The organism is Rahnella sp. PCH160 (genome assembly GCF_047784855.1).
Taxonomy (GTDB): Bacteria; Pseudomonadota; Gammaproteobacteria; order Enterobacterales; family Enterobacteriaceae; genus Rahnella.
In genome coordinates this window covers 3847784-3872656 of the sequence record NZ_JBLOGT010000001.1, presented here as the reverse complement: position 1 = coordinate 3872656, position 24873 = coordinate 3847784, and the positions used below count along the sequence as shown (strand labels likewise).

The window sequence follows — 24873 nt, the reverse complement described above, 5'->3', positions numbered from 1 at the left end:
CATGGGCTTTGCATTGCCTAATGGCGCGACTGTATTCGTCGGGTCAAAACTCGCTGCCACTGTGGCAGCTACCGCAGTATCAAACGCAAAGGGCGCTGTGTTCACCGTCGCTACAGGTCACGGTCTGGCTGTGGGCGATCCTGTTCTTATCTCCTCAGGCTGGGGCCTTATCGATAATCTGGTCGCCCGCGTTTCAAGCCAGACAGCGACGTCCGTCACCATCGATGTGCTCAACACCTCAGACACCAATTTCTTTGCGGCAGGCGCCGGTGGCGGCTCTTTACGCAAAGTTACCGAGTGGACTGAGATACCACAAATCACCGAGGTCGCTTCCAGCGGTGGCGATCAGCAGTACGTGCAGATTCAGTTCCTGTCCGATGACCGCCAGCGCAACCTGGCAACCTACAAAGCGGCGAAAACGCAGACCTTCACGCTGGCGCATGATTCAACCCTGCCAATCTATGGCGTGCTGACGGCCGGTGACCGCAGCGGTGACACTTTGCCGCTGCGCATGTACGTACCGAAGGCTAAAGAAATGCGCTACTGGTCAGGCATCCCATCCTTTGACCCACAGCCAACTACTGCGGTGAACGCCGTCGAAACCGTACAGGCAGCCTTTGCCGTGCAGTCCCGCGACATGACGTTCTACAAAGACACCGTGTCAGAGCCTTCCAGCTGATCGATTTTCTAATTTGAGCCCGGCAACGGGCTTTTTCCTTACTCTTTTACCGAGGCCACCATGGCAGCCAAATTCAAATTAAAACCGAACCCAACGTTTAAAGCCGATGTGACTATTCCCGTGCCGGGCGACGAGCCAGGGATTGTGACCTTCACGTTTAAGCATCGCCCGATCAAAGAGCTGGCGGATCTGGAGAAGGTCGAGGGTAAGCACATCTCTCAGTTCCTGCTCGAAATAACAGAAGACTGGGCGTTGCCGGACGAATTTAATCAGCCGAACGTTGAAATCCTGCTGGATAACTATCCACGCGCCGGTGAGGCGATCATGAAAGCGTATTACGCCGAACTGCTGGGTAATCGCGAAAAAAACTAATAGCGGTTGCCTCGGCGTTCTATACGCCTGATCCCACTGCTGAAGAGCTGGCCGGTATGGGGCTGACAGCGGATGACTTCGAACAGGTCATTATCGATGTCTGGCCCGATGTTTGGCCTGCCTTCGACGTCTTTCAGGCGGCCAGCACGCAGTGGCGAGTGGGAATGAGCGGGGCGACCGGTCTGGATTACAACTGCCTGCCCTGGCTGATGCGTACTTACGGTATAGACGACGAAGCAACCGCGCTGCACGACATCCGAACAATGGAAAGAACGGCGCTGAAACTCATGCATAAGGGGGCGTAATGGCCGGTGACATTGCAACAATTTCGCTCCGGGTCAATACGTCCGACGTTGAGCGCGGCAGTAACGAACTGGATAAATTTGCTGACGCAGCCGCCGATGCGGCAAAGAGTGCTGACAATTTTGGCACCAGCGGCAAAGGTGCTGCCAAAGCGTCGGCAGAGGTCGCGCGCGAGGTGGAAGATACTCACCGGCGCGTGCGGGAATTCACTGAGGGTCTCAAGCAGAACGAAGCCAGCACGAAAGGCGCGGCGCAAGCGACAGCCCAGCAGCAGCAGGAGCTGCGCACGCTGCTTACCCAGATCAATCCGGTAACGGGCGCTTTCGAAAAGCTCGACAACATGGAGCAGCAGCTGTCGCGCTTCAATGCCAAAGGGCTGATTGATAGTGATACGTTTCGCGACGCGGCGCGCACTATCCAGCAAACGCGGGAAGAACTCGGGCGCGCAGCTGATGCGCGCACCGAGGAAGGTCGGGCAGCTGCTGCGGCTGCACAGCAGGATAAAGCTGCTGCCGCAGCTAAAGAGTCATTTCTTGCCAAACTGCGCGATCAGAACGCGCTCTATAAAACGTCAGCATCAGAGGCTGCAGAGTATCGTGCGGCCCAGATGGGTATCACTCAGGAGGCCGCACCGCTCATTGCCGCACTGCGTCTGCAGGAGGATGCCACGCGGCGGGATGCCGAGCAGAAGCGGTTATCTGCGCAATCCTCACGCGTCCTCAAGCAGGCGATTGCCGAGCTGGAAGCCGCCGAGCGCTCAGCGGCGCAGGAAGAGCAGCGCGCGGCAAACACCCGGCAAAGCTTCATCAAGTCGCTGAACGACCAGGCGAACGCCGTGGGCAAAACCAGAGCGGAAATTCTTGAGCTCAAAGCCGCTGAATTAGGTGTTACTACGCAGGCCGCGCCTTTTATTGCCAAGCTGAAAGAGCAGGAAACAATCTGGAAGAATGGCGCGATTTCACTGGGGCAGTACCGTCAGGCAATGCGGCAGCTGCCTGCACAACTAACGGACGTTGTCACATCTCTGGCTTCTGGCATGCCTGTTTATATGGTCGCCATTCAGCAGGGCGGCCAGATTAAAGATTCATTCGGTGGTATTGGAGCCGCGGCAAAGGCGTTGTCTACCTTTATTAGCCCGATGAATTTGCTCATTGCGGGTACCGCTGCTGTATTTGGCGGGGCCTATCTTGCTATCTACAAGGCAAAGCAGGTCATTGACGACACAACCGCTAGTGTCTCTAAAACCCTCGGTGTGACCGGTGATGCAGCCACTAAATTGGCGCTCAACATTATCGGAATTGCGGATGCTTCAAACCAGTCTGTCGAGGACACCAGCAAACTTTTTATCACCATCAGTGACGGCGCTGACCAGGCAGTTAACAAAATGCTTTCGGTCGGTATTGGTTATTCAGATGCCAAAAAATACGCTGATGACTATAAGAACAGCGCGGATTTCAGCGGACTGAATTCAATCATTGAAGATCATAAGCTGAAAGTTCTTGGCATAAAAAGTGCCTGGAGCGAAGCCATTGAAGAACAGCGAAACTATTACGCTGGCAGTGGTGGATCGAAGCAAAATGTTGCATTGGGTGGTGCTTATGATCCTGCGGCAGCGCTAATTGATAAGCAAAAGACCTTACTCGGAGATGTCACCGCTGCAACCATTGCCGGGAATCTGGCAACCAAAGAGCGAGTCGACTGGATAAATAAAGAGTATTTAGCCACTGACCGTGTTGCAGGTGCTGAAGCCCGCCTGGCCGAAGCCAGACAGAAAGCAAAACTCATTGCTGATTCTGGTGACAAAGAGGCTATAGCCAATGCGGGTAAACTGATTGTTGCCAGAGAAAAGGAAGTCGAACAGGCCAAAAAGAGCCAGATCCCGAAAACGCCAAAGGAAAAGGCTTTTCAGGATGATGCAGGCACCCGTGAGCTATTGGCAAGTCAGCAGCGTGTCGCAGCACTTAAGGATCAGGTAACAGCAAGCTCGACACTAACCAGTCAGGAACAACAACTCTCGAAGTTCACGCAGCAGATTGCCGACCTTAAAAGTAAAACCATCCTGACCGCCGATCAGAAGTCTCTGCTGGCGCGCTCCGGGGAGATTACTGCCAGCTTGCAACTCGAGGCACAGTTATCCCGTGAGAACGTACAGCGAGAGAAAGCTGTAAAGGCGCTCAAGCAAATGCAGGACTACACCACTTCTATCGTCAGCAAGAACGCCCAGACTCAGGAAAAGTTTGGTCTTACGACGAAACAAGCTGGTCGCGTCGATCAGGAAACGCAACTCGACAACACGTTTCGTAAACAGACAGACGGCATCACTGATCCGGCTGCTCTGTCGAAAATTACTGCTGAATACAATCGGGCGAAAGAAGCGTTACGAGCAGGGTGGGATCAGGAGGATGCCAATCAGGGGACTGGTTGACGGGCATGAATCAGGGGATCACGCAGTTCGGTGAGAACGCCAGCGACGTGTTTACCGCAACTGGTCAGCTGGCGCAAACAACGCTCAGTGATATGTCCTCAATGATGACCACGCTGGCAACGACTGGCAAAGCCAACGTAAAGGATTTTGCGAAGTCATTCCTGACCAGCATTGTTGAAATTATCAATAAATTGCTCATAGCGCAGGCGGTTCAGGCTGCTATGGGCTGGATCAGCAATTCCTTCTCAGCAGGCTCCGCGTCGACGTCAGCGGCTTCAGGTACTGGTGCGATGGGATTAGCCACCAGCTACAGCGGCTACGATTCAGGAGGCTATACCGGAGAAGGCGATAAGCATGCGCCAGCTGGTATCGTCCACCGGGGCGAGTTTGTCATGACTAAAGAGGCAACCAGCCGGATCGGCGTCGATAACCTGTATTCGATGATGCGGGGTTATGCCGACGGCGGTCTGGTCGGTGAAAATGCCCCTATGTATGGTCTGCAATATTCCGGAGCGGGAAGCGTGCTGGTGCAATCTTCTGTTGTCATTCAGGGTAGTGACAACCAGCAGCAACCTGGTGGAAATAACGATGCGTTGATCAAAGCGTATAAGCAAACGGTCGATAAGGCCGTTACAGAAGGGATCCAGAGGGAGTCGCGAAATGGCGGCATAATCTGGAATGCTCAGCAGCGCCGATAGCCCTCAGACGAGGGTTTTTTTATTGCTGGAGACAATATGGCAATCGAAACATTCAGTTGGAAAACGCAGATTCAGGCAGGCATGGAGGGCACGTTTGAACATAACGTTAGAGAGGCACAGTTTGGGGATGGATATAAGCAGGTTTCTGGGAATGGTATCAATCCAGAGACCCAAAGCTGGCCGATAGTTCTTACCGGGCGAAATTCAGACATCCTTTCTGCACTGGCTTTTATCCGCACTCACACCACCAAATCTTTCATATGGACACCGCCATTCGGGGTGTTGGGGTTATATCGCGTGGTGAAAGATTCCATCAAAGCTACGCCGGTTAGCGGCAATTCTGTGACTGTGCAGGCAACTTTCGAGCAGGCTTTTAAACCATGAGCATAAACAGTGATTATCAGAAATTAGAACCGGGCGACACTGTGCGGCTGTTTGAAGTGGATGGCACTGCGTTCGGCACAGGTGATGTGCTCCGGTTTCACAATTACAACCTGGCTTATACCGCAGCTGAAATCGTGGCTGCCGGTGGCGATGAATCGAAACTGCCAGCGAAATCTATCTGGTGGCAGGGTAACGAGTATTCTGCATGGCCGGTTCAGATTGAGGGGATCGAGGCGTCAACGAGCGGAACCAGTGCACAACCAAAACTGACAGTGGCAAACCTCGACGGCTCGATCACTGCGTTGTGCCTGGCGTATGACGACATGCTGCAAGCTGTGGTGACGATTCACGATACGCTGGCGCAGTACCTTGATGCCCGGAACTTCGCGGGTGGCAATATGACCGCTGACGCGACGCAGGAAAAGTTGCAGGTTTTCTACATCGACAGCAAAAGCTTGGAAACCAACATCTCTGTTGAATTCACGCTGAGCAGCCCGATGGATTTGCAGGGGCTGATGATCCCGACGCGCCAGCTCCATTCTCTTTGCACCTGGTGCATACGTGGAAAATACCGGTCAGGTGATGGCTGTGATTATGCCGGTGCCAACTATTTCGATAAGCACGGCAACCCGGTCGATGACCCCTCGCTCGACGTGTGCAACGGCACGCTAAACACCGGCTGCAAACTCCGCTTCGGTGCAAACAACGAATTGCCGTTCGGCGGCTTCCCGGGCACTTCCCTGATTAAGAGCTGATTATGCGTGATAAAACCCAGCAGGCTATTTTCGAGCATGCCCGGCGGTGTTATCCGCACGAATGCTGTGGCGTGGTGGCGCAGAAAAGCCGGGTTGAACGTTATTTCCCCTGTACCAATCTGGCCGTCAATCCAACGGAAGACTTTCACCTTGACCCCGCTGGTTATGCTGACGCTGAGGATTGGGGGACGGTGATTTCCATCGTTCACAGTCATCCGGATGCGACGACACAGCCGAGCGAACTGGATAAAGCACAGTGTGACGCAACAGAATTACCCTGGCATATCGTGAGTTGGCCGGAGGGGGATTTTCGAACTATCCGGCCACGGGGCGAATTGCCATTACTCGAGCGACCGTTTGTACTCGGGCACACCGATTGCTGGGGGCTTGTGATGAGCTATTACCGGCAGACGCACGACATTGAATTGGTTGATTACCGCGTCGATTATCCGTGGTGGGAAGACGAGCACCCGGATAATTTTTACCAGGACTGCTGGTATGAATGCGGGTTCCGCGAATTCAGCGGTCCTGCAATGCCCGGCGATATGGTGATCATGCAGGTTCAGTCCAAAAAGTGGAATCACGCGGGGATTCTGCTCGAAGGAAACATGCTTCTGCACCATATGTACGGCATGCTCAGTAACCGAGTGCCCTACGGCGGGTACTGGCGGGAAAGGACGGTAAAAACTCTGAGGTTTTTGATTCAGGAGAATTAAATTTATAGAAACACATGATATGATTTTGAGAATTAATTATCGGGAATGGTAAATTATGCAACTAAATAATGTTTTTGGTGTTTCAAGAGACCCCGTGGCCAGCTATATAGAAAGAAGCAGCGTTGATAATGCACTGTCTGATGCACTTGAAACTACCAAGCAAATAGTTGTTTATGGTTCATCAAAGCAAGGCAAAACAGCATTGCTGCAACGGCATTTACAAGAAGAAGAACGTGTAACATATCATTGTGGGCCGACAAGCGTAGCAGAGGATATTTATCGTTCTTTCCTCAGAAGTCATGGCATTGAAATAGTAACTGAGAAACAACAACTTCGACCAGAGAAGTTTCTGCATCAATTAAGGGTACTTTTAGTGCAATCCTCCCATTTTTAGCTAAAACTGAGGTAGAGGCCGGTACTGAAGGGAAAAGCGGAAGAGAAAAAGAGGTAACTACCCGGCCAATTGAATTTAACCTATCAGCAGCTCAAGATGTTGGTGAACTGCTACTCAGAGTTTCTGGAGATGATAAATTTTATGTTTTGGAGAATTTTCATTATCTTTCGGATGAAGTTCAAGGCCAGTTAGCCTTTGATTTACGGACTTTTGAGGAGATGGGTATTAGATTCATCATTCTCGGAGTTTGGAGAGAAAAAAATAGGCTCATTCAATTCAATGGTGATTTACAGGATAGAATGGCAGAGGTACCTGTTGAACCCTGGGAAATAGCTGATTTTGAACGCATCGCTAGCACTGGCGAAGCAGCACTTAACATTTTGATTTCGAAAAATATAAAAGATAAAATTTTTTCGGAAGCACACGGCAGTGTTGCGGTGGTTCAAGAGTTATTAAAAAAATCATGCGAAAATGCAGGTTTCAAACAAGTATGTGCTGAACTTGGCGAAATTAACGATGAAGCAGTTTTATCAAAGGCAATAACAGATAAAGTTGCTGAATATGCTTCACGCCATATTCGTAGCTTGGAATCAATTGCTGCTGGTTCACGCAGTCGTCGCCCAAGTGAGGACGCGGTTGCACTGTATTTACAGTATTACATCGTTCACGTTCTTGTTAATAGGTCATATGAAGAACTACGTGATGGAATAGAGCGTAAGACTTTGCAGGAATATATTCGGGCTATACATACCCATCCTGATAATGTAAGAACATCTGATGTTACAGGGACCCTGACCCGACTTCCTATACTTCAAACAAACCTGAAAATTGTACCCCCCCTGCTAGATTATGATCGGGGTACAAGACGGTTAAAAATTGTAGACTCGACATTGTATTTCTTCATAGATAACTGCGATCCAGTGGAAGTGATGGAAGAGATCCCGCACCCCGACTCGATGGCCGGCTCTTGAAACCGACCCGCCCCGGCGGGTTTTTTATTGCCTCGCTTCTGAGCTTTGCTATCCTCAGCTCATCCCTCAGAGGGATGATGATGAAAAAACTACTCATAGCAGTGCTGGCGCTCGGGCTGGCGGGGTGTGCTACAAAGCCATTCGAGGAAATCCGCACTATTTATGATCGGGATATTACGACCGCTAAAGAGAATCTTACACACGTTCGCGTCCACAGAGTGTCACAACTGACAGGTTCTGCATTAGAAGAAAGCTGTCCGTTAGTACTAAAAGTTGATGAAAAAGAAATTGCAGGACTGCAACAAAATCAATATGTCGATATTTACTTACCTCATGGAGATCACACTCTTTCAGTAAGATTTAAATGTGCTCTCACTGAATGGAGAAAATCGACTCAGTTAATAGCTGATGGCAAACCCAAAGAGTTTGAAACCGAAATAGGCGCTGATGGGCAATATCGAATGTGGCAAACCAAATAACTAAAAAGTCGCTTAGGCGGCTTTTTTTATGGGGATTTATTAATGATAGAAACGACTTCAGAAAAGATGGCGACAGTTGAGTTATATGGTGTTCTTGCCAAGACATTCGGCAAAACTCATTGTCGACTCGTCAGAACCAAAGCCGAAGCCATACATGCTCTTTGTAAGACAATTAGCAATTTTGAACGTTTTCTAAATGCCAGTAAGTTGCGCGGCCTTACTTACGCAGTATTTGTTGGCAAAAAAAATATTGGTGTCGACGATTTAGGTTATCCGGTGAATCAGGAGGTTATCAAAATAGTCCCTGTGGTTATCGGTAGTAAGCGCGCGGGTATGCTTCAAACTATCGTTGGTGCCGTACTGGTTGTTGTCGGTGCAATAGGCACGTTTACTCCGTTTGGACAGGCATTCGGTGGTGCGGCGTGGGGCCCCGCGATGATGAAAATCGGTGCTGCAATGGCCCTTGGAGGTGTCATTCAGATGATCTCCCCACAAACCGCCGGGCTAGCCAGCAAACAGGATGCCGATAACCAGGCATCCTATGCCTTCGGCGGCGTTACGAATACGGCCGCACAGGGGTATCCAGTACCCATTCTATACGGCAAGCGCCGGATCGGTGGCGCGATTATTTCCGCCGGGATTTATGTCGAAGACCAACAATAGCTATTTTTTCATTATTTACTCAAGAACGAACTGAGTGAATTGCTTAGCAAAATCTACAAGGCCAAAGCCATTTAACTCCAGAATAATATTTTCTCGTTGGTCTAATGGCATTTTGGCAATAAGCAGGCCAATAACCATCTTTAACTGCACCACTTCTTTTTCTACATCTTTTAGATCTTCGAATTTACAGTTGAGATGAATGTTTCTATTAACAAGCGGCATTTTATCCTCACTAAGTATTTTCTGGTCAGTACGTTGGGCACGCGCTGAGCATGTGATTTCTCAAACATAACATAGCCTCATCAGCAAATTCGCAACATCCTGATATTCGATCAGTCCTTCAACTCCAGCCGCCTCAGTGCGGCTTTTTTTATGGGCGCAATATGGCAACAGCTACCAAAATAAAAGGCAGCAAAGGCGGCAGTTCTTCATCCCGCACGCCTGTAGAACAACCAGATGACCTTCAGTCTATCGCAAAAGCGAAACTTCTTATTGCTCTGGGGGAGGGGGAATTCGGCGGTGGCCTGACAGGCCAATCCATTTTTCTGGACGGAACGCCGCTTCTGAATAGTGACGGGTCGAGCAATTTCAGCGGGGTGGCGTGGGAGTTTCGCGCTGGAACGCAGGCACAATCCTACATTCAGGGATTGCCCGGCACTGAAAACGAAATAAGCGTCGGCACTGAGGTCAAAAGTGCCGTCGCCTGGACGCATACTTTCACCAATACCCAACTTTCAGCCATTCGCCTACGCCTGAAATGGCCGTCACTCTTCAAACAAGAGGACGACGGGGATCTGGTTGGGTACTCGATCAATTACACCATTGAAATGCAAACAGACGGCGGCGCGTTTCAGACTGTCGTAAATACGGCGGTTACCGGTAAAACCACATCGGGATATGAGCGCAGCCATCGTATTGATTTGCCGCAGGCTGTGTCAACGTGGACGATCCGCCTGCGCAAAATTACCACTGATGCCAACAGCGCCAAAATTGGCGACGCAATGACAATCCAGAGTTACACGGAAGTCATTGACGCAAAATTGCGGTATCCGAACACCGCGCTGCTGTACATCGAATTTGATTCCAGCCAGTTCAACGGTTCTATCCCGCAGATCTCATGCGAACCGCAGGGACGCGTCATTCGTGTGCCTGATAACTACGACCCGATAACGCGCACGTACAGCGGAACATGGACCGGCGCTTTTAAATGGGCATGGTCAGATAACCCCGCATGGATTTTCTATGATGTTGTGGTGACGGAACGCTTTGGTCTGGGTAACCGACTTACCGCGGCTAACATCGATAAATGGGAGCTGTATCAGGTCGCGCAATATTGCGATCAGATGGTTCCTGACGGCAAGGGCGGCAGCGGCACAGAACCACGTTATGTTTGCAATGTATACGTGCAAAGCCGGAATGATGCCTATACGGTTCTGCGGGATTTCGCGGCCATCTTTCGTGGCATGACATACTGGGGCGGCAATCAGATTGTTGCCCTGGCGGACATGCCGCGCGATATCGATTACAGCTACACCCGTGCGAACGTCATCGATGGTCAGTTCAGTTACTCGAGCAGCACCACCAAAACCCGATACACGACGGCTCTGGTGTCATGGTCAGATCCGGACAATGCCTACGCTGACGCGATGGAACCCGTCTTTGAACAGGACCTGGTCACGCGCTACGGCTTCAACCAGTTAGAGCTGACGGCAATCGGCTGCACCCGTCAGTCAGAGGCGAACAGGAAAGGGCGCTGGGGCATCCTGACCAATAACAAAGACCGCGTGATTACCTTCTCGGTCGGTCTGGATGGCATGATCCCGCAGCCGGGTTACATCATTGCTGTTGCTGACGAAATGCTGTCAGGAAAAGTAATGGGTGGCCGCATAAGCTCAGTTAACGGCAGGGCCATTACGCTGGACCGCGTGCCGGATGCTGTCGCCGGTGGCCGGCTGATTTTAAACCTTCCTTCTGGCGCGGCACAGACACGCACGATCCAGTCAGTCTCCGGGAAGGTCGTCACTGTGACCACCGCCTACAGTGAAACACCGGAATCTGAAAGCGTATGGGTTGTTGAGTCTGACGAGCTGTATGCGCAGCAATACCGCGTGCTCAGCGTCGCTGACAACAATGACAACACGTTCACCATTTCCGCGGCCTATCACGACCCGGATAAATATGCGCGCATTGATACCGGCGCGATTATCGACGAACGTCCGATCAGTGTTATCCCGCCGGGCAGCCAGGCTGCACCTGCGAACATCATGATCAGCAACACCTCAAGCATCATTCAGGGGCTGTCAGTTGCAACAATGCATGCCGCATGGGACCAAACAACCGGCGCGATTGCATATGATGCTCAGTGGCGTAAAGACGATGGCAACTGGATTTCTGTAGGACGCTCATCAACAAACTCTTTCGATATAGCCGGAATTTATGCCGGTAACTATCTGGTTCGGGTCCGTGCCATAAACGCCGCTGAAATCTCTTCAGGATGGGGGTATTCGGTTTTAACGCCCGTAACCGGTAAAGTCGGAGTGCCGCCGGTTCCTGTCGGGTTTGCGGCCACGTCGATTGTCTTTGGCATCACCCTAAACTGGGGATTCCCAGAGGGGCTGGGGATACTCAGCAGACCGAAATCCAGTACAGCCTCACCGCAGACTTTGCAGATCCGCAATTACTCACCGATGCGCCGTATCCGCTGAGAACTTACACCATGCCCGGCCTTGCGGCAGGTCGCGAGTTTTGGTTCCGGGCGAGGCTTATAGACAAAATCGGCCAACAGGGGGATGGACTGACGTTATCCGCGGGGTATCCAGTTCTGATGCCAGCGATATTCTTGACTACATCGGCGATCAGTTTCTGTCGACTGAGGCTGGCCAGCAGCTCACATCGCGGGTGGACTCAGTAGAAGAAACCGTTGGTGAGCTGAATGACTCAGTGGCTGCTGCTGAGCAGTCTATTGCGGACACCAACGATCATATCAATCAGGTAAATACTGACCTGCAAGGAAAGGTCGATGCCATAACCGGCGGCAGTACTTCTTCAATCGCTCAGGTTGTATCACAGGTCACCATCCTTCAGCAGAACGATGTTAACCAGGCCCAGCAGATCACCGCGGTAACCGCCACGACAAACGGTAACAAAACGGCTATAGCCACAGAAACCACTGCCCGCACAACGGCGGATACGGCTCTGGGCACGCGTATCGATCTGACGAATGCACAGGTTGGGGAAAATAAAACCGCCATCACGACGGAAACTACAGCCCGTGCAACGGCGGATACCGCGCTGGGTACGCGCATTGATAATCTGACTACGACCGTCGGGAACAATACGACCGCCATAACCCGTGAAACGACAGCGCGCACAACAGCAGATACGGCACTGGGCTCCCGTATCGATAACCTGACGACAACGGTCGGCAATAACACGACGGCCATCACGTCTGAAGCAACAGCGCGCGCGACAGCGGATACAGCACTGGGGACAAGGATAGACAGCGTTAAAGCAACAACCGACGGGAACACGGCGTCGATTGGGTCATTGCAAACGGCGCAGACGACCACGGAAGAGGCCATCGCCAGCCTCACTAACGTGACGGAGGCCAACTTTGATAACAGTGCTTTAGCCTCGATTGAAAACAGTATTTCGAACGACGCGGATGCGCAGGCTCAAAGAAAAACCTCCGGTGACATCAGGCTGTCGGTCATCGTGGCCAACGCGAGAATTACGGCTACTGAGGTGACGCGGGCTAATGACCAGGAGGCGTTTGCCCAGTACCAGCAAACCGTGTCTGCCTCGATTCAGGATCTAAATAAATCCAATTCTGAGCTATCCGCCACGGTGCAGACCACGGCTTCAGCAGTGGTCGATCTCAACGGCAAAGCCTCGGCTCAGTGGGGCATTAAGTTAGGGATAAACAGCAACGGCCAGTATTACGCCGCCGGTATGGGGATCGGTCTGGAGAACACACCGGCTGGCATGCAGTCGACGGTCGCCTTCCTCGCGAATAACTTCGTGGTGATGTCGGACGTGAACGGCACGCCGAAGGCGTTCTTCGCCATTCGAAATGGTCAGACGTTTATGGATGAAGGTTTTATCGCTGCCGCCTCGATTGGTAGAGGAAAGATAACAGACACCCTTCAATCAGATAACTACGTGCAAGGTCAGTCAGGTCTGCTTATCAACTTCAAGACAGGGCAGATTGAAAACTATGGAACATCAGGAAATGGGGCTAAAAAGTCAACAAACGTAACTGACAGTGTTAGAGATGAAAATGGGGTGCTTCGTGCTCAGTTCGGTTTAATCACAGGGGTATTCTGATGGCTAACTAGGGGATTCAGACGTGGGATGCAAGCGGGAACCTGAACAACACCGGTATTGTACCGGTGCTTGTTGTGGCAACCGTCTATTTAAGTGCGGGACAAGTTTCCGGCACTTATTCATATTCAGTACCAGCAGGATTCCAAGTCACGGCAATTCAGTCACCGATCACAGGGGATGCCTACTCAGGCTCACGTCGGAAAATAACAGGTTCCGGCGGCACTATAACCATCAGCGACGGAGCCGGGGATTATTCTGCGGGAACATACACAGCTGACGAGTGTTGGCTGGTCATTTATTTGGTGAAAGTATAATGGCAACGTGGGGCGCATTATTCACTGATCAGTACGGAAACCCCTGGATTACGCCAGATACCACACCGATGTGCCTGGTACAGAAAATTGTTTTAACACCTTCAACGGGGGGAACATACAATTTACCGGTCAATTCATCCTCACCGTTTATTATCGCTTGCCATGCGACTGTAAATAACGTCATTTTTTATATAAACAAATTGGGCTCAACTTATACGTTGAGTTACCAGGTGGCGGGAACTGGCGGAAGTCCTGGAACCGTGACAATTTATATTTTCGGATATGTCATCCCTCAGCCGTTACCGAAATGGGGGGTGGCAATTTGGAACGCCGCAGGGCAATGCATATTGACGAACGAAACGAAAGTGATGAATCCACCAGTGGGGTACGGGACTATTGGCTCCACAACTGATATTGGTTATCTCGTTGATAAGACTGCTTCTGGTAAATGGGCAGTTCTGCCGAGAGTGATGGGCATTGTGACCGGCGTCTATTCAGGCTCTCAGGCTCGCCCGTATTCGTCACCCATTGACACGCTCGCTTATTATGATGGCAACTCAACGCGGTTGTCTGCTGGTACCCGCGTTGCGCCTAGCGGCTCAATCATAAACGTGGGGTACGCAAATTCACGTGACCAGATATTCGCAATTGACGTTTCTCGTTATTAATCAATCAGTAAAATGAACGATCGTTTAAAACGATCAATATTAAATAATTGATCTGTATAACCAATTATCCGTAAGCAATTTTCATTGTTAATGTCCACGCATCTACGTTAACAGGGACATAAACATGAGAAATATTTTGATGGTTCTTGCCATTGTGCTGTTGGCTTCCGGCTGTGCCGGTGTGCTTGAAAAGCAGGCACCCGTCTGTTCTGGCACCGCGCTGATCGCAGGGCAGGAAACCACTGTACAGATTTATGGCGTGCGCAAGGTTGCAAGCCAAACCCAGTACAAAGCGGGGGACCCTTTTGGCTGGCGCTGGGTAAACAAGACGAATTTCAGCCGAACAACGTGCGATAAATAGCTTCCCTACATTCAAATTAAACCCGCCGAGTGCGGGTTTTTTATTATCTGGAGTAAAGAAAATATGGCTTGGTACAACACCGGCACGGTCGCAGTTGCGGCAACTAAAGTAACAGGCACAGGCACAAATTTTCTCGATTCGAAATTTGGCATCGGTGCAGGCCAGGCATTCCTGTTACCGGGATCCGGCACAGTTAAAATATACGAGATTGCGAGCGTAGAAGATGCAACGCACCTGACCCTCAAAACGACAGCCGGTACTGTGGCCGCCGGCGCTGCCTATGCAGTAATGAGTTTCTATACTGATTCGGTACCTGACTTTGCCAAGCGCCTGGCTGCGCAGCTCAGTTATTACCAGTCTCAGATGGACGGCTGGCAGACCATTATGACAGGCACCGGGACGGTGACGGTAGCTGCGCCTGACGGAACGGTCGTCAACATCAGCAGCTTTGCGAAACTAACGTCTGACATATCGAGAGCGTATCTTGATGGCGGAAATCTGGGCACGACAATTTTCCCCAACAATCTGGGGAACACCGCCGATTTCAACATCTACTATCAGACGGCAAACGCTAATGCGGTGATCGCCAACGGATACCCGATCGCCAAAGCCGGGACGCTTTACGTCACCAAGTCGGCCTACGGCTGCCAGCAAATGTACATCACATTCCAGGGGGAGGTTTTCGTTCGCGGTCTCACGGCAACATTCAACCCGGCAGCACCGAACTGGTCAGACTGGTGGCCTATTTTTACGGGCAAAAGTACCATTCCCGTCGCTAATGGTGGCACAGGGGCAACCACTGCTGTGGCAGCTCGCACTGCGTTGGGGGCAGCAGCGACTGGCGCAAACACCTTTTCTGGTACACAAACAATGCCAGCAATAGAGATATCTGGAGTAACGAATCCCTTTATTGATTTCCATTATTCTAATGACGCAAGTGACTACACTTCCCGAATAATCATGAACGACGCTAACGCACTTACAGTAATGGGCAAGCCCCTCGATGGCGCTAATAGCTTCCGATGCCGCAGGGGGATCGGGGGCGTGACTTTAAACACAAACCCATTCAATTTTTACTGGAACGACGCCAATCTCGAAGCCTGGATACAGACGACTCAAGTCGGAAACGTCACGCTGGCCGCCGTATCTGATAAGGCTTTAAAAAGTGATATCGCTTATATGGACGAAAATCCTGATATGAGCGGTGTGGCATTAGCAGAGGTTCTGCAATGGAGAACGGCGACATTCAAATATAAAGCGCGTGGGGTGCTGGAGGAATCTGATACTCAGCTTGGCTTTATTGCGAACGATTTAGTTCTGGTTTCGCCAGAATGCGTTAAAGGGGAGGGTCTGAAGGATGGATGGGATGAAAACAATCCGGAAGATGCCTACTACCTTAATGAGATCGCGTTGATTGCGAAACTGACCGACGCTTTGCAAACTCAACAAGAGCAAATTGAAGCGCTACAGCGTGATGTAATGATCCTGACGCAACCACAAGAACAGACATCATAACTTTCTTCCCTTGCCGATCAGCGTCCTAAGGTTTTTCTCGTCTTTCGATCTTCACATGCATAAAACTTCATGATTATACTGTATGTATGTACAGTTAATTGGGTGGCTAACATGCCAAGAAGATATGAAATTGATGATGCTTTCAAGCAGGCCATCAAAATAAACGCGAAAGGGCGGCGGACCATCACTACTGAGGATTTTGTGGCGGAACTGGCGAAAAGAAACTGGCATTGGGGATTGCGTGAAGCGAACCACTGGATCGAAATCTACGTGAATACTTTTCACGACGTATCGACTGTAGAAGGTGATGCCAGGACTTTCGCGCTCTTCAACCCAAACGGAGGTCGTTAACAATGGTGTTTCCATCACCGGCAGGGGATTACGTTGAAAAATCGGTAACGCCGAATGAAGCCTGTAAGTGGTTTAGCCGGCCAGGTCAGTTTCTTATGCGCGCTGGTGATGCAAGCTGGCGGGCTGGCATCAAGAAAGATGTGATTCTTGTTATCGATACAGCACGCAAGCCACTGGAAGGCAGCATTGTGATCGCAACAATCTGCGGCGAATTCTGCATGAAGCGCATGCGCTTTTATCCGACGCTGGCGTTGCAATCTCTGGATCAGCCGGACGTGGCGATGCTGATAGAAAGTGGAGATCTTGAAGGTGAAGAGACAATGATTTTTGGTGTTGTCACTTTCATCATCAATGACGCAACGACGGATGAATTTGATGACATTCCGTGCATTTAAAAGTGCCTGTAGGTAGTGTGCTAATCTTTGGGAAAACTACCTGAGGTTAATATGCAATCAGAAGAAGAAAATCAATTAGTCAGAAGAGAAATTGGCGAAGCAGTATTGGCTGTGCTCGGGCAGGGTAAGATCGTGAGTGTCGAGAACATTATTACTTATCTCGAAAGGCAGCATCAAGAAGTTACCCATCTTCAATACAAGAACAGATATCTGCATGCGTTAGATTTACTCATAAAGAATTCGTAAAAAAAGCCCGTGTTAACGACGGGCGAAGTATCAAAGGTATCAACATTACTTAGTGCTGGAGGGTAGTCAGACCATCCTCTAAAAAGAGTAGCCGAAGCTCAAATATTCACCATGCATCAGGCGAAAAAAAACCCGCGACAGGCGGGCAATAACATCAGTTTAACATTTGAACTTGATTAGGTAGAACGAAGCTAAATATATCGTAATAGTTATCATTCAATCAATAGGATAACCCCCCATAAATGGCCGTGTTCGCTCAATGGGGTGTGTTCGCCGTAAAAAAGCCCTCGCGAACGAAGGCCAGTGCATCATCACTAAAATTTAGCATCGGAACAGGAGTTTTACTCCTTATTAAACAATGGCTCATAAAATATATTTGGCTTAAGTAATTTTTTTCCGTAATCAAATAAGCCCGTTGTATCGGCGAGGTTACGTAAGGTTAGGAATAACTCATCGTCTTGCCCACTCTTTTGTGTCATCTGTTCATAGTTATGATGAAAATCGGATGAAGTTTAGGTGTTGTATAAAATTCGAACAAAAACTCCTGTTAACATAACAATACTTTTTTTGGTTAGCCGGGGTTGCTATGCAAGGTGTTGATTTAGCCTTTAAAGAGGCATGCAGGATGATTGGCGAATGCTATCTTATGCTTGCAGAAGGGGATGAGGGCGTAAGTCGATGCCGAGTTACAGCATGGCTTGAGCGAGTCCAGGAAGAGGCCATAGATGAAACCGGCGAACCAAATGTTTCGCTTCAAACGGCTATAGAACGTCTAAAAGGCTGGTAAATTTCAGTTGAAAAAAAACCGGCTTGCGACCGGCCTGCATTTGCAAAGACATCATTACTGATTGGCGCCAGATTTTTAGTGTTGTCTTGAGACTATCCCTATCTGACGAGATAGCTACGAAAATTTAACTGATTTATGTCTTTGGATGCATCCTCTTTGAAGATGATCGTGGCATTACACAAAAAGCCGGCTCGCTGGCCGGGCTGCATTTGCAAAGTACATAGGAACACGTTAGTGCAAAATAACTTAACGCTAACATTAGGGTAGGCCACTAAGGTCAGATTGATACCTAAAACAGGATTAAGTTTGAGTTATGCGTGACTAAACGGTGAATTAAAAAAAAGAGCCCGCTGTCTAGGCGGGCTTTCGTAAGGGTAGAATGCTATTTGTCTTGGCAGACCTGCTAATCTCTTGTCAGCTGAAGTAATAATAGTTTGAAGAGTGCCGATTGCCAGATAACGAGCACAAAAAACCGTCTCGGTGGCCTGGTTATCGTAAATAGGCTTTATATAGCATGATGTCGGAAAGAAATTATTCTGTTAAAAAGTGAAATTATTTAACAATGAAAGTCCACATCTCTTTGACATCTACCGACTCAGACCATCTAATCAGCCCCCAACATATCCTACAGCTATGATAAGGGCTGCTATGCAAGAAACCCTACTGGCACGGATTATCTGATCACGGTCTTTCCTATAGATAGCAACAACGAGTGTAGGTAATGACCAAATGATTAGAACTAATCCAATTATTAAGTAAACAGACATTCACCCTCCATTTGTCGCTCACCCACCAGGCATCGCAGCCCCGCTAGCAAAAAACCACACCATGAATCCAACCGCACCGATTAGCACGATAATGGGGGGAATAAATTTCAGATTCATCAAGATATCTCAGTTAAGTTTTGCTGGTCATAGACTCGGATAGGTGCCATCCATAACCCATGCAAGAACGATAATAATGACAATTATGCACAGCAATGAAGGGATCATTAGGTACTTCATCATATGCACCTTGTATAGCATCGGAGCGAAGAACGTTCCGGTTTTAAAATAATTATGGAGTTCATCATAGACTGAATGGATAACAGCGCAAATACTGGGGATATATCGAGTAAAGCCAGGGGCGATAAAACTGATAACTGCTTTATTTAATGCAACAAAAGTGGGCTTTGATTACATTTCATGCACAAGATTTTTCAACAGGCGAAAAAAACCACAGCTGGGGGGATTTGAACCCCCAAATGGTCCCAGTTATGACACACGGATAAGCATTAACAGTTCTAAAAAACCTTTCCCCAAAACTAATTTTAAATATATGAAGTTTAAGGGATTTATTTAGTCTTCAAAACATTAGAATTACTCTTAAAAATCCCGATTATCTATATGATTTTAATAAGTTATATGGGTAATTCTCTGTGCTGCCGTACAGGCAGCTTAGAAATTCATTTGCTGCTTCAGTAATTTCAGATTCCTGTGCGCCGCCGCGCAGGCAGCTTAGAAACCGCATCATAACTGACTGAGACTAGTGATATTGTCCAATGCCCTCCAGCCATCGCTTGTTCACCCCACCAAATCCCTTTCACTAAATTCTTTCCGCCAGCGTGTCGGTGTGGTGTTAAGCCGTTGCCGGAAGTGGTGGCGCAGCGTTTCGGGGGAGCCGAAACCGGCTTGTTCTGCGACGCGGTCAACGCTCATCTTCCCGCTTTCAAGCAATGCGCAGGCTTTTTCCAGCCGGACGGTCAGCATCCATTCGCCCGGCGTGGTGCCGGTTGCATCATGAAAACGGCGCAAAAATGTCCGGCGGCTCATTCCGACCTGAACGGCAAGTTGCTCAATAACCATCGGCGTATTGAGATGGCTTCGTAAATCATCGAGCAGCGGCGCGAGCGTTTTTGCCTGCCGCAGCGGCACCGGTTGCTGAATTAGTTGCGCCTGATTTCCTTCACGCATCGGCGGTGTCACCATCCGGCGGGCGGTGCGGTTGGCGACTTCTATCCCGTAATCACGACGGATCAGATGCAGACATAAATCGACACCTGCCGCGCCGCCCGCTGACGTGATAATGCTGCCTTCATCGACGTAAATCATGCCGTGCTCGACCTGCACTTTGGGGAATTTCTGCGCCAGAATATCGGTGCTGTTCCAGTGCGCGGTGGCGCGTTTTCCGTCGAGCAAACCGGCAGCGCCAAGCACAAAACTGCCTGCGCAAATCGACACAATTCGCGTGCCGTTGCTGTGTGCTTTTTGCAATGCGGCGATAAGCCGGGCAGACGCCGGTTCATGGACGCTGCGCCAGCCGGGGATCACAATCGTGCCCGCGCCTTCGAGCAGTTCCAGCCCGCCATCCACCACTAAACGGACGCCGCCCTGCGCGCCAAATGTGCCTTCCTCAACTGAGGCCACGGACAACTCGTACAGCGGTTCGCCGGTCAGCTCATCGGCACGGCCAAACGCCTCGACCGCAATGCCAAATTCAAACGTACATAAACACTCGTAAGCCAGCAAAACCAGCCGCCGGTTTTGCGGTGCAGAAACGCGGGTTGCTTCGATTTTTTGCATAACAGGTCACCGTCAGTTTGGCATGATCTTGACGATACATGGCATCCCTGCTGATTTCCACTGCGCCGCCAATCTTCCATGCTGAACGCCTCTCAACGTTTGCAGGATTTACGCATGAAAAACACATTGGCACTGATGGCTGTGTGCCTCGCAGCCCTGATGTCAGGGCTGGAAATCTCCAGCGTACCGGTGATATCGCCGGTTCTTGAAGCACAACTGCACGCCAGTTTCCGCGAGCTTCAGTGGATCATGAACGCGTACACGCTGGCTTGTACAACCGTGCTGATGGCGACCGGCACGCTGGCCGACCGTTTTGGACGTAAACGCGTTTTCATCATCAGCATTGCCGCGTTCGGGCTGACGTCGCTGATGTGCGGATTATCCGGCAGCGCAGCGTGGCTGATTGCCGGACGTTTCCTTCAGGGGCTGAGCGGCGGTGCGATGCTGACGTGTCTCATCGCTATCCTTTCGACGCAATTTCCGCAGGGTAAAGCGCGCAGTCAGGCGTTCGCCGCGTGGGGAATTACCTTCGGTTTCGGGCTGGGTTTCGGGCCGATTATCGGCGCGCTTCTGGTGGCGTGGCTAAGCTGGCAGTGGGTATTTCTGGTGCACTGTTTTATCGCGGTGATCACGTTGATTCTGGCGCTGAATAATGTGGTGGAATCCCGCGACGGGCAGGTCAAAAAACTCGATCTCGTTGGTTTGCTGACGCTGTCGGTGACCGTCATGGGCGCAACGTACCTGATTACGCAGGGCAGCAGCCTGGGCTGGGGAAGCACGCTGGCGCGCAGCATTATTGCGGTAACGGCGCTGAGTGCGGCGCTGTTTGTCTGGACGGAGAAACGCCACCCGCACCCGATGTTTGATTTTTCGGTGTTCCGCATCCGGCCGTTTTCCGGCGCGCTGATGGGTTCAGTGGGCATGAACTTCAGCTTCTGGCCGCTGATGATTTATCTGCCGGTTTACTACCAGATCGGGCTGGGTTACAGCAGTGTGGCGACAGGACTGGCGCTTCTTGCGTACACATTACCGACTTTGCTGATGCCGCCGCTGGGCGAAAAACTGACCGCCCGGTTTGGCGCGGCGCGCCTGATCCCGCTGGGTTTATTCACTATCGGCGCTGGGTTTATGCTGATGAATCTCGCTGTCGTCACCCACACCAGCCTGCTGCCAGGCGCACTGATTGCCGGTGCCGCGCTGGGTCTGACCAATACGCCGGTGACCAACACGACAACCGGTTCCGTCCCCGGCGACCGCGCAGGAATGGCGTCGGGCATTGATATCAGCGCGCGGCTTATCACGCTGGCAATCAACATCGCACTGATGGGGAGCCTGCTTGTCGCGGGCATCGCCACCAGCCTGAAAGCATTGCTTCCCGCCACAGAGAATTTACCGGCAATCGCCGAACGCATCGCCGGTGGCACAGATGTTTCGCTTGCTGGCGGCATAGCAGCGCAGGCACTGACAGAAGGTTTTTCCGGCGTCCTGCTGTACGGCGCAACCGGCGTCTGGGTACTGGCGCTGGCAAGCTATTTACTGTTTAACGTGAGGAGGCGGCGTAAAACCGTATCTTGCGAGCCGTACTGACTTTTAAAATCAGCGCTGCATTTCTTGCAGCGCGCTTTGCGTAGTGCCTTCCATTTGCTTGAAAAATAATCATTTAACCGATGCATCTTTTAGTCAGATAGGGTGTTATCCGCCCGTAATTCGGGGCCTCACGGATATCAGCGTGGTGCAAAATGAGAGTTTGATTAAGTACGACAACTGGCGTACATTGAGGCCACATGAGTTTCAGAGAGATCAAAGGGAAAGTGATCGAGTGTTTAAAGAATGGAAATATTGAATTTGAGGCAAGGCGTGAAATTCATCTCAAGAATTTGTTAAGTACGGGTGATATCTCGCCCTTTGAGGTGGCGGCGTTAATCGGCAGGGCATCCGGGGATAACCATCAGGTTCGTCCCTATCATTTCGACAGCAGCATTGATGTCCACATTATCACCGTCATGAGTGCCGGAGTTCACTGGTACATCAAATGGTATTTCACAGACCCAACCAGCGTTTTTATCAGCGTTCATCATTAAGGAAAATTATGATTATTTATAAAGTCGGGGATGAGAAAAAGGCCGTGTGCGGCGTTTGTGAGGCGTTACGCATGGTGAGCTATCAGTTGCGTGATGTGCCGTTTGATGACGGCAGCGGGATCGTCAAAAATATCATCGCGGGCGTGTGTAAAACCTGCGGCAACGTTGCGGTGATCCCTTTTCAGTCCGTGCCTGCCATTAAAAAACAGCTTCAGGGGCAACGCAAAGCGGTGGAAAGCCGTGTGCCTGCGCACATGATTGACCTGTTAAATCTGGCGAGCGCAGAGTTAGGTGCAACGCCTGACTTTGTGCCTTTGCTGCTGAAATATTATATTCATCAGCTAGCCTCAAACCCTGAGGCTGCTGTGCGTCTGGTGACGTTGCTGACATCAGAACTGGCGACCGGTCTGGCCAATAAACGTCTTTCGCTGAAGGGGCGTGAAATTGGTAATGATATTGAAAAACTTAAAGGCCTTTCCCAAATCGACAACACCACCGAATTACTGAAAGGCGTGGTGCTGATGATTCACAACGATCTTCTGGTCGAGCCTGATGCGCAGCGTATTGCACTTTTAAAGAGTTTTGTCGCCACGGTTGCCTGATTCCATTACCCCCGCAAAAAATCTGACCCCGATCACATAAAGTTCCCTCCCTTTCTGCCGATAACCATTCCAGATATTTCCCATTTAAAAAGGAACAACATGTTCAACCGTATGAAAGTGGTCACGGGTATCGTGATCTTACTGGTGGTCTTCGGTGCTTTACAGTTGGTATCCGGCGGCCTGTTCTTTAAATCCTTAAAGGCAGACAAAGACAATTTCACCACTTCGCAGCAGATCCGTTTACAACAGGCAGAATTCAACGCCAGCTGGATTTACCTGCTGCAAACCCGCAACACGCTTAACCGTGCGGGTGTCCGTTTCATGCTTGACGCTAACCAGATGGGCAGCGGTGCGACGGTAAAAGAACTGATTGATACCGCGACGAAAGATCTGCAAATCGCCGATCAACATTTTGCCAACTATCAAAAAATTCCTGCGGATGCCAGCCAGAACCCGCAATACGCGGCAGACGCTAAAAAACAATATCAGATTCTGCATGATGCGCTTTCTGAACTGACCGAACTGATTGGTCTGGGCCGCATCAATGATTTCTTCGAACAACCGACGCAGCAGTATCAGGATAACTTCGAAAAAGCCTTCGTCACGTATATCGATCAGAACGATCGTCTGTACAACGACGCCGTACAAATCAGCGAAAACTCCTTCACCCACGCCATGTGGATGCTGGGCGGCGTGCTGGTCGTGCTGGTTATTTTCATGGTTCTGGCCTGGTTCGGCGTGCAGCGAATTCTGGTCCATCCGCTGAAAAATATCGTCATTACCATCCGCAAAATTGCAACCGGTGACCTGACGCACGAAATAGTCGTGAAAAGCCGTAATGAAATCGGCCAGCTTGCCGATAGTCTCAAGTACATGCAGGACGAACTGATTCGAACCGTATCCGGCGTGCGTCACGGTGCAGATGCTATTTACAGCGGGGCGAGTGAAATCTCTGCGGGTAACAGCGATTTGTCTTCGCGTACTGAGCAGCAGGCGTCCGCGCTGGAAGAAACCGCAGCCAGCATGGAACAGCTGACCGCGACGGTGAAACAGAACGCCGAAAACGCCCGTCAGGCCAGCCAGCTGGCACTGAGCGCGTCGGAAACCGCACAGAAGGGCGGGAAAGTGGTGGCAAACGTGGTCGATACCATGAATGACATCGCCAGCAGCTCGAAGAAAATCACCGACATTACCGGTGTGATCGACGGCATTGCGTTCCAGACCAACATTCTGGCACTGAACGCCGCAGTAGAAGCCGCCCGTGCAGGCGAACAGGGTCGCGGTTTTGCGGTGGTGGCGGGTGAAGTTCGTACGCTGGCACAGCGCAGCGCGCAGGCAGCAAAAGAAATTAAAGGGCTGATTGATGATTCTGTCAGCCGTATTAATACCGGTTCAGTACTGGCAGAAAGTGCCGGTGAAACCATGCACGACATGGTGAATGCCGTGACGCGTGTGACCGACATTATGGGCGAAATCACCTCGGCTTCTGATGAACAGAGCCGCGGGATTGAGCAGGTTGCACAAGCCATTACTGAAATGGATCGGGTGACGCAGCAGAACGCCTCACTGGTTGAAGAATCCGCGTCCGCTTCGGCGGCCCTGGAAGAGCAGGCGAGCCTGCTGACGCAATCTGTGGCGGTGTTTACGCTGAGTCAGACCGCAAATAACAGCGTGCGCCAGAAGCCGGGCACTTCGGCAAGACTGCCTTTGTTGACTCCGAACCTTTCAGGTTCTAAAGCCGGTTCAGGTGGAGCGCAAAGTACAGATTTAGCCGAAAACTGGGAAACTTTCTGAGTCACGTACATCGCATAATTATATAAGAAAGAG

At 50.6% G+C, this 24873-nt stretch carries 25 protein-coding genes and 2 pseudogenes; 24 read left to right on the top strand and 3 right to left on the bottom strand.

What is annotated here, in order from left to right:
* The first annotated feature begins 1 nt into the window (after window position 1).
* From ACM5QY_RS17775 to ACM5QY_RS17720, 12 genes and pseudogenes are all read left to right on the top strand, one after another.
* Entirely contained in the window at window positions 2–679 is a 678-nt protein-coding gene (locus tag ACM5QY_RS17775; protein WP_416122023.1) for a phage tail protein, read from the top strand.
* A gap of 60 nt (window positions 680–739) precedes the next feature.
* The gene (locus ACM5QY_RS17770; RefSeq protein ID WP_416122022.1) at window positions 740–1051 is read left to right on the top strand and encodes a phage tail assembly chaperone; all 312 of its coding nucleotides are present in this window, start codon (window positions 740–742) and stop codon (window positions 1049–1051) included.
* Between the two features lie 56 nt (window positions 1052–1107).
* Window positions 1108–1356: a DUF1799 domain-containing protein gene (locus ACM5QY_RS17765; RefSeq protein ID WP_416122021.1), complete on the top strand. Its 249-nt coding sequence runs from the start codon at window positions 1108–1110 to the stop codon at window positions 1354–1356.
* Window positions 1356–3428, top strand: a pseudogene (locus ACM5QY_RS17760) (phage tail length tape measure family protein); the annotation flags it as partial. The gene ACM5QY_RS17765 and the pseudogene ACM5QY_RS17760, both read left to right, overlap by 1 nt.
* Window positions 3429–3784: 356 nt before the next feature.
* On the top strand, window positions 3785–4477 hold the full coding sequence (locus ACM5QY_RS17755) for a phage tail tape measure protein (RefSeq protein ID WP_416122920.1): 693 nt from the start codon (window positions 3785–3787) through the stop codon (window positions 4475–4477).
* Window positions 4478–4513: 36 nt separating this feature from the next.
* Complete coding sequence (locus ACM5QY_RS17750; RefSeq protein ID WP_416122019.1) at window positions 4514–4861, top strand: phage tail protein; 348 nt, start codon at window positions 4514–4516, stop codon at window positions 4859–4861.
* Window positions 4858–5616: a phage minor tail protein L gene (locus ACM5QY_RS17745; RefSeq protein ID WP_416122018.1), complete on the top strand. Its 759-nt coding sequence runs from the start codon at window positions 4858–4860 to the stop codon at window positions 5614–5616. The genes ACM5QY_RS17750 and ACM5QY_RS17745 overlap by 4 nt, the downstream gene beginning before the upstream one ends.
* Before the next feature lie 2 nt (window positions 5617–5618).
* On the top strand, window positions 5619–6332 hold the full coding sequence (locus ACM5QY_RS17740; protein ID WP_416122017.1) for a C40 family peptidase: 714 nt from the start codon (window positions 5619–5621) through the stop codon (window positions 6330–6332).
* A gap of 55 nt (window positions 6333–6387) precedes the next feature.
* Window positions 6388–6726, top strand: a complete 339-nt coding sequence (locus ACM5QY_RS17735; protein ID WP_416122016.1) for a hypothetical protein — start codon at window positions 6388–6390, stop codon at window positions 6724–6726.
* A gap of 146 nt (window positions 6727–6872) precedes the next feature.
* Complete coding sequence (locus tag ACM5QY_RS17730; RefSeq protein WP_416122015.1) at window positions 6873–7697, top strand: hypothetical protein; 825 nt, start codon at window positions 6873–6875, stop codon at window positions 7695–7697.
* Window positions 7694–8176, top strand: a complete 483-nt coding sequence (locus ACM5QY_RS17725; protein WP_416122014.1) for a hypothetical protein — start codon at window positions 7694–7696, stop codon at window positions 8174–8176. The genes ACM5QY_RS17730 and ACM5QY_RS17725 overlap by 4 nt, the downstream gene beginning before the upstream one ends.
* Window positions 8177–8218: 42 nt before the next feature.
* A complete protein-coding gene (locus tag ACM5QY_RS17720) occupies window positions 8219–8839 on the top strand; it encodes a tail assembly protein (RefSeq protein WP_416122013.1) in 621 nt (206 codons plus the stop codon).
* Between the two features lie 15 nt (window positions 8840–8854).
* Here ACM5QY_RS17720 and ACM5QY_RS17715 read toward each other — a convergent pair whose 3' ends face one another.
* Window positions 8855–9061 carry a hypothetical protein gene (locus ACM5QY_RS17715; protein ID WP_416122012.1) on the bottom strand — a complete coding sequence of 69 codons (207 nt, stop codon included), beginning with the start codon at window positions 9059–9061 and terminating at the stop codon, window positions 8855–8857.
* 161 nt (window positions 9062–9222) lie between these two features.
* Here ACM5QY_RS17715 and ACM5QY_RS17710 point away from each other — a divergent pair.
* The 8 genes and pseudogenes from ACM5QY_RS17710 to ACM5QY_RS17675 all read left to right on the top strand — a co-directional run.
* A pseudogene (locus ACM5QY_RS17710) lies at window positions 9223–11756 on the top strand (TipJ family phage tail tip protein); the annotation flags it as partial.
* Window positions 11738–13165: a DUF1983 domain-containing protein gene (locus tag ACM5QY_RS17705; RefSeq protein ID WP_463366399.1), complete on the top strand. Its 1428-nt coding sequence runs from the start codon at window positions 11738–11740 to the stop codon at window positions 13163–13165. The pseudogene ACM5QY_RS17710 and the gene ACM5QY_RS17705, both read left to right, overlap by 19 nt.
* A gap of 313 nt (window positions 13166–13478) precedes the next feature.
* Entirely contained in the window at window positions 13479–14147 is a 669-nt protein-coding gene (locus tag ACM5QY_RS17700; RefSeq protein WP_416122011.1) for a hypothetical protein, read from the top strand.
* 124 nt (window positions 14148–14271) lie between these two features.
* Window positions 14272–14508, top strand: a complete 237-nt coding sequence (gene cor / locus ACM5QY_RS17695) for a phage exclusion lipoprotein Cor (RefSeq protein WP_416122010.1) — start codon at window positions 14272–14274, stop codon at window positions 14506–14508.
* Window positions 14509–14571: 63 nt separating this feature from the next.
* Window positions 14572–16023: a pyocin knob domain-containing S74 family peptidase gene (locus ACM5QY_RS17690; RefSeq protein WP_416122009.1), complete on the top strand. Its 1452-nt coding sequence runs from the start codon at window positions 14572–14574 to the stop codon at window positions 16021–16023.
* 111 nt (window positions 16024–16134) lie between these two features.
* Window positions 16135–16374, top strand: coding sequence for a DNA polymerase V (locus tag ACM5QY_RS17685; protein WP_416122008.1), 240 nt, complete (start codon window positions 16135–16137; stop codon window positions 16372–16374).
* Between the two features lie 2 nt (window positions 16375–16376).
* Window positions 16377–16769: a HumD family translesion DNA polymerase gene (locus tag ACM5QY_RS17680; protein WP_416122007.1), complete on the top strand. Its 393-nt coding sequence runs from the start codon at window positions 16377–16379 to the stop codon at window positions 16767–16769.
* Between the two features lie 832 nt (window positions 16770–17601).
* On the top strand, window positions 17602–17802 hold the full coding sequence (locus ACM5QY_RS17675) for a hypothetical protein (protein WP_416122006.1): 201 nt from the start codon (window positions 17602–17604) through the stop codon (window positions 17800–17802).
* Between the two features lie 785 nt (window positions 17803–18587).
* Here the strand turns inward: ACM5QY_RS17675 and ACM5QY_RS17670 are convergent.
* Window positions 18588–18686 carry a YoaK family small membrane protein gene (locus ACM5QY_RS17670; RefSeq protein WP_148267121.1) on the bottom strand — a complete coding sequence of 33 codons (99 nt, stop codon included), beginning with the start codon at window positions 18684–18686 and terminating at the stop codon, window positions 18588–18590.
* A 678-nt stretch (window positions 18687–19364) separates the two neighbouring features.
* Window positions 19365–20363: a helix-turn-helix domain-containing protein gene (locus tag ACM5QY_RS17665; RefSeq protein ID WP_416122005.1), complete on the bottom strand. Its 999-nt coding sequence runs from the start codon at window positions 20361–20363 to the stop codon at window positions 19365–19367.
* A 114-nt stretch (window positions 20364–20477) separates the two neighbouring features.
* Between ACM5QY_RS17665 and ACM5QY_RS17660 the strand changes: the two genes are divergently transcribed.
* The 4 genes from ACM5QY_RS17660 (at window position 20478) to ACM5QY_RS17645 (ending at window position 24840) form a co-directional block, all read left to right on the top strand.
* The gene (locus ACM5QY_RS17660; protein ID WP_416122004.1) at window positions 20478–21950 is read left to right on the top strand and encodes an MFS transporter; all 1473 of its coding nucleotides are present in this window, start codon (window positions 20478–20480) and stop codon (window positions 21948–21950) included.
* Between the two features lie 197 nt (window positions 21951–22147).
* A complete protein-coding gene (locus ACM5QY_RS17655; protein ID WP_416122003.1) occupies window positions 22148–22444 on the top strand; it encodes a hypothetical protein in 297 nt (98 codons plus the stop codon).
* A gap of 8 nt (window positions 22445–22452) precedes the next feature.
* Window positions 22453–23046 (top strand): hypothetical protein, encoded by a 594-nt coding sequence (locus ACM5QY_RS17650; protein ID WP_416122002.1) that lies wholly within the window; start codon window positions 22453–22455, stop codon window positions 23044–23046.
* Between the two features lie 99 nt (window positions 23047–23145).
* Window positions 23146–24840 (top strand): methyl-accepting chemotaxis protein, encoded by a 1695-nt coding sequence (locus tag ACM5QY_RS17645; RefSeq protein ID WP_416122001.1) that lies wholly within the window; start codon window positions 23146–23148, stop codon window positions 24838–24840.
* The last annotated feature ends 33 nt before the right edge of the window (window positions 24841–24873 follow it).